Origin of the sequence: Fulvivirga kasyanovii (assembly GCF_009711405.1) — a bacterium.
Lineage (GTDB): Bacteria > Bacteroidota > Bacteroidia > Cytophagales > Cyclobacteriaceae > Fulvivirga > Fulvivirga kasyanovii.
The window spans coordinates 1-5,089 of record NZ_SMLW01000308.1 but is presented as its reverse complement, the minus strand read 5'-3'; the positions used below and the strand labels follow the sequence as shown (position 1 = coordinate 5,089).

General features: G+C 42.2%; 4 protein-coding genes. 3 read left to right on the top strand and 1 reads right to left on the bottom strand.

Features of this window, described 5'->3' with window-relative positions:
* Both E1163_RS02550 and E1163_RS02545 read left to right on the top strand, forming a co-directional pair.
* On the top strand, nucleotides 1–1,194 hold a 1,194-nt coding region (locus E1163_RS02550; RefSeq protein WP_246223474.1), incomplete at its 5' end, for a pyridoxal phosphate-dependent aminotransferase.
* Nucleotides 1,194–2,186 (top strand): bifunctional heptose 7-phosphate kinase/heptose 1-phosphate adenyltransferase, encoded by a 993-nt coding sequence (locus E1163_RS02545; protein WP_155169143.1) that lies wholly within the window; start codon nucleotides 1,194–1,196, stop codon nucleotides 2,184–2,186. The genes E1163_RS02550 and E1163_RS02545, both read left to right, overlap by 1 nt.
* A 641-nt stretch (nucleotides 2,187–2,827) precedes the next feature.
* Here the strand turns inward: E1163_RS02545 and E1163_RS02540 are convergent.
* The gene (locus tag E1163_RS02540; protein WP_155169141.1) at nucleotides 2,828–4,042 is read right to left on the bottom strand and encodes a carboxypeptidase-like regulatory domain-containing protein; all 1,215 of its coding nucleotides are present in this window, start codon (nucleotides 4,040–4,042) and stop codon (nucleotides 2,828–2,830) included.
* A 237-nt stretch (nucleotides 4,043–4,279) separates the two neighbouring features.
* On the opposite strand from E1163_RS02540, the gene E1163_RS02535 reads away from it, so the two are divergent.
* On the top strand, nucleotides 4,280–5,089 hold an 810-nt coding region (locus E1163_RS02535; RefSeq protein ID WP_185155933.1), incomplete at its 3' end, for a sensor histidine kinase.

Genomic DNA, 5,089 nt, shown 5'->3' with positions numbered 1-5,089 from the left:
TTCCAACTATCAGATCGTATTATGAATCTGGAAGAGTCCGCCACGCTGGCGATGGCGGCCAAGGCCCGTGAATTTAAGGCCCAGGGTATTGATGTTATAAGTCTTAGCCTCGGAGAGCCCGACTTTAAGACCCCTAAACACATACAAGAGGGAGCCAAACGGGCTATTGATGAAGGTAAATATTTTGCCTATCCTCCCGTGCCGGGCTATCAGGATTTGAGAGAAGCTATAGCCAAGAAACTGCAAGATGAAAACAATATTGACTACAAAGCTGAGAATATTGTAGTTTCCAATGGAGCAAAGCAGTCTATTGCCAACGTAATGTTTGCGTTGCTTAACCCTGGAGATGAGGTTGTTGTTTTCTCTCCATATTGGGTGAGCTATTCAGCCCTTATCGAGCTGGCCGAAGGAAAACCCGTATTCATCAAAGGAGGTATAGAAAATGACTTTAAAGCCACTGCTCAGCAGTTGAAAGAAGCGATTACAGATAAAACCAAAGCTGTGATATATTCTTCTCCTTGTAATCCTACAGGCTCTGTATTTACAAGAAAGGAGCTGGAAGATATAGCCGAAGTAATTAAGCAGCACGATAACATCATCGTTATTGCTGATGAAATATATGAGCACATCAACTATACCGAAGACAAAGTCAGTATGGCTTCGTTGCCAGGTATGCTCGATCGTACTGTAACTGTAAACGGCTTTGCCAAAGGTTTTGCCATGACAGGATGGAGAGTGGGCTACATCGGGGCGCCACTATGGCTGGCCAAAGGTTGCAATAAAGTGCAGGGACAGATCACTTCTGCCAACTGCTCCATTGCCCAAAGGGCAGCGCTTACAGCACTCACCAGTGACCTTGGTCCTACAAGGGAAATGACCAAAGCTTATGACGAAAGAAGACAATTGGTGTATGAGCTGCTGAAAGAGATTCCGGGCATTAAAACCAATATGCCTAAAGGAGCTTTCTATTTCTTTCCTGATGTAAGTGCTTACTTTGGCAAATCAGCCGGTGAACTGAAAATCAATAATGCCAGTGATCTGTGCATGTATATTCTTGAAAAAGCACATGTTTCGCTGGTTACAGGAGAGGCTTTTGGAGACCCTGACTGTGTAAGGTTATCATATGCTGCATCAGAGCAAGAACTCAGAGAGGCATTGAAACGAATCAAGGAAGCCTTAAGCGAACTGTCTTAATGCAATATAAATCCATTGAAGAGATATTTGCGGCCTTCGATCAGCTAAAAGTACTGATCATTGGAGATGTGATGGTGGATGCCTACATCTGGGGGGCTGTCGAGCGAATCTCTCCTGAAGCTCCCGTTCCCGTGGTTAGGGCCACGAAACGGGACTTCAGATTAGGTGGAGCTGCCAATGTCGCGCTCAATGTCCAGTCACTTGGCGCCGAGCCGGTGTTGTGCGCTGTGGTAGGGGACGATGACAACGGCAAACGCTTCATTGAAAGACTACAGGAAAAAAATATTTCATCAGAAGGTATCGTGCTCAGCAGTGAGCGCCCTACAACGGTAAAAACTCGCATCATGACCGCGCATCAGCATGTGGTGCGTGTAGATGAAGAAACGGACAAACTGCTAAGCAAGCAGGAAGAGGAAAATGTATGGAAGCAGATCAAAAAAGTGCTTCCAACTGCCGATGTAGTCATTTTTGAGGATTACGATAAAGGCGTTATTAGCAAAAACCTGATCAAAAAAACGGTAGACCTCGCCAGGAACAGTAACATACCTGTGGTGGTAGACCCTAAGAAGCGTAACTTCCTTAGCTACAAAGGAGTAACGCTGTTTAAGCCCAATCTGAAAGAGCTTAAAGAAGGCTTAAAAGTGGACTTCGAAAAAAATAACCAGACTGAAATAGAGCGTTCGGTTGAGATGTTGACGACGAAACTCAGCAGTCAGGGGAGTCTGATAACGCTTTCCGAAAGAGGCGTGTACATTCAATATGGAGGGCAGAAACACCTCATACCTGCGCATGTAAGGGAGATCTCAGATGTGTCCGGTGCAGGAGATACAGTGATCAGTATTGCGGCTATAGCCGTTGCTTTAAATTTATCACCTTTTCTTATCGCCGCACTCTCTAATCTGGGAGGAGGATTGGTTTGTGAGCACATTGGCGTGGTTCCTATAGAAAAGCAAGCCCTGCTCGAAGAAGCCAAAAAGCACAACTGGCTGTAGTGATTGGTGAAACCGGTAAGCGGTAATCAGTAATCGGCCAAAGACTTCACCTCAATACTCAGTACACAGTAAAAAGAAACCAGTAGGCAATCGGCAAAGGCAGTAGGCAAATTAGTTCTCTTCAAGGAATTAGTTGCCAGTAATTGATGGACGAGTGAACGGTGAACCAGTGAGTGGTAATCGGTAAATCAGCCAAAAATCTCGCTCAATACCCAAAAACCTGCAACTAGTAACCAGGGATCAAGCGGAATTTCTGGGGAGACCCTAAATTTTCACCTCTTTGCTGATAAGCAGTTGAAAATAGCAATCAGCAAAAGCAGTTGGGCAAACTCATATAATATAACAGGAAGCGCAGTTTACAGATTTCCGTGGCAAGCTTCACATTACTTTTTTTACTTTTCAGCCCGTTTACCCCACCGGTTTGACCCATCCGCGAACTACAAACAGTGAACAAGTGAATTGTAAACTGCAATAAAAAGTAAACCATGAATAAAAAAATACCCCAAAAGCACCTGGGCCTTTGGGGTATTTTCGTGTCTATAGTTGGCTTTAATTGATACTAAGTACGCCCTTTTAATCGAGAACCAAAAGGTGGATGCGACAGTTGGCAATAAACGACGACGAGTTGCCTGATTAGAGGATCAGTATTCAAATTGCTCTTCCAGGTTCCCCAGTTTTTCCAGGTCTCTGACTATTTCTTTGTCCAGAGGAGTGTCTTTTATCACATTATAGTTGTTCCAAAACTCCTTGTTATATTTTTCATCCTGATATTGAAGACCATACCTTTTCATTTTCTCGGTACTTCCTATTCTTTCAGTCGGGTTGGGATGTACTTTGTTGATCAGTAGCTCCTGGTACAGTTCCGTTTCAAACTTTAACTTATTGGTGTTCTCATCATACCAGTTGATCTGTGAGGTCAGGTTCATGTAGTTCAGATACATTTTGCCGTCATACTCCTTAAAATCTATCACCTTCTTATCGCTTATATATTTGCTCACCAGGTTTTTCTTCCGCCTGATAATTGCATCGCTATATTTTCGCTCAAACTCCATCCTGATGATGGCGTAGTTTTGGGTAGCTATGTAAAGTTTTAAGTGATAGTCTGCATTGATGGAGACTACGAAAACGCGGTGTCCGTTGTAGTATGACGTTCCCAGTCTTTTGAAGCTATCAAAAAATATTTGTTCGGACGGAAACTGCCTGTACCTGATATTATTGTGTAAAAGCAACTCCTCCAGCAGGTTGCTTTGGTCGAAGTATTTCGTGAATTTATTGTTGTACCCCAGGCTTTTGCGAACTTCCATTAAAGCTACCCGCTCCCTTAGTCTTGTTTTGTTTCGGGGCTCCTTGTAGTCTTCATCATATATTTTTACGGCAGCTTCAAGAAGTGAAAAATATATGCCGCCTACTTTTTTAAGGTCCCTGTAAAAGCCATCCAGTAGGAACGGGGTCATAGGATAATTCTCTTCTATCCGGTTGAAGGCTATACTTACGATATCGCCACCATTGAGCGAGTCATGTATAACTACCTCATCCAGCATTTGTACAGCTTTGTTAAGCCTGAAGATAACAGTATCCTTTCTGAGCAGGTTGCGTATAGGTGCCTCCATGTTTTCATAGCCCAGCATGCTAATGACCAGTACCTCATTTTTAAGGTTAGAAGGTATATGGAAGTCAAATTCGCCTATTGAATTGGATACAGTGCCTATCGGTTTACCTCTTATGCCGATGGATGCAAAAATTAACGGCTCACTAGTCTCCCTGTCAACAATTTTCCCTGAAATTGTAATGGTAGACTGGGCATGCGCAAAAAAATATACAACGCATAAAAATAATGTGAGACACAAAAGCCGCATATAGTGATTTGTTTGTAAGCCGTGACGGCTTTTAAAGATCAAAGATGTGAACGAAACCGCACTTTGTCAATATTTGTTGTTATGATAACCTTTTCAAAAGGGAATAATACATTTTTAATTTAAGATTTGTTCTTAATTAACGCTTCTTTTTAGTAAAATGTATGTCTAAAGAAATTTTTAAATCATCTCTAAGTGTAAGTTTGAATGCTTAAATTAGTAAAATAAAAGTTGTAGCCTTTGACAATAATTGAGAAGATACCAAAGATTTGGAAGATAGCTTATTTGCTCATATGTGGCTGGTACGCTATCAACTATGCTGTAAGTTCCATCATTGAGTGGCAGGCGTTCAGGCCCTATACTACCTCCGTTTTATGGAATGGTTTCTACCTTTTCGAAACCGTATGTATACTCGTAGGCCTTACTTTTATATACACCAACTGGCTGTTCAAATTCAAAGTTCCTGTGCAGGTGGTAGGGCACTTATTTGGAGTATTTGTATACTTTATGTGCATCAGCTATTTGTCTTATTACTTTGATTATTACCTGGATGGGTTGGTATATTTCGATGATTGGAAAGAGTATATGCTGGACCTGTTGAGCTGGGATGCCATGCGGATCTATGACCAGTACCTGATAACAGTTGCCGTATATTATATCATTAAATATTTTGAGAGCCTGCGGCAGGAAGAGCAGGAAAAAAGTGAACTGGCGCTTAAAAACAAGGAAATGGAACTGTCCTTGCTCAGGTCTCAGATCAACCCTCATTTTCTTTTCAATACCCTGAATTCTATCAGTACACTGATCAGTACCAGTAAGGAGAAAGCCAGAAAGGTGATTACCCAGTTATCAGATGTATTCCGTTATGCGCTGGATTCTCACTCCGGGGATAAAGTAAGATTGATCCACGAACTTGACTTTATTGAAAATTATATCAAAATTCAACAAGTGAGATTTGGAGACCGGTTGAAGTTTGAATTGGATGTGGAGCCTACCTGCCTGAGCGTGGGTATTCCCCCCATGGTATTGCAGCCCCTGGTGGAAAACTCT

Excerpts from the sequence above, each read along its gene's own strand:
- E1163_RS02545 (WP_155169143.1), top strand. The coding sequence starts at position 1,194 with ATGCAATATAAATCCATTGAAGAGATATTTGCGGCCTTCGATCAGCTA.
- E1163_RS02540 (WP_155169141.1), bottom strand. The coding sequence starts at position 4,042 with ATGCGGCTTTTGTGTCTCACATTATTTTTATGCGTTGTATATTTTTTT.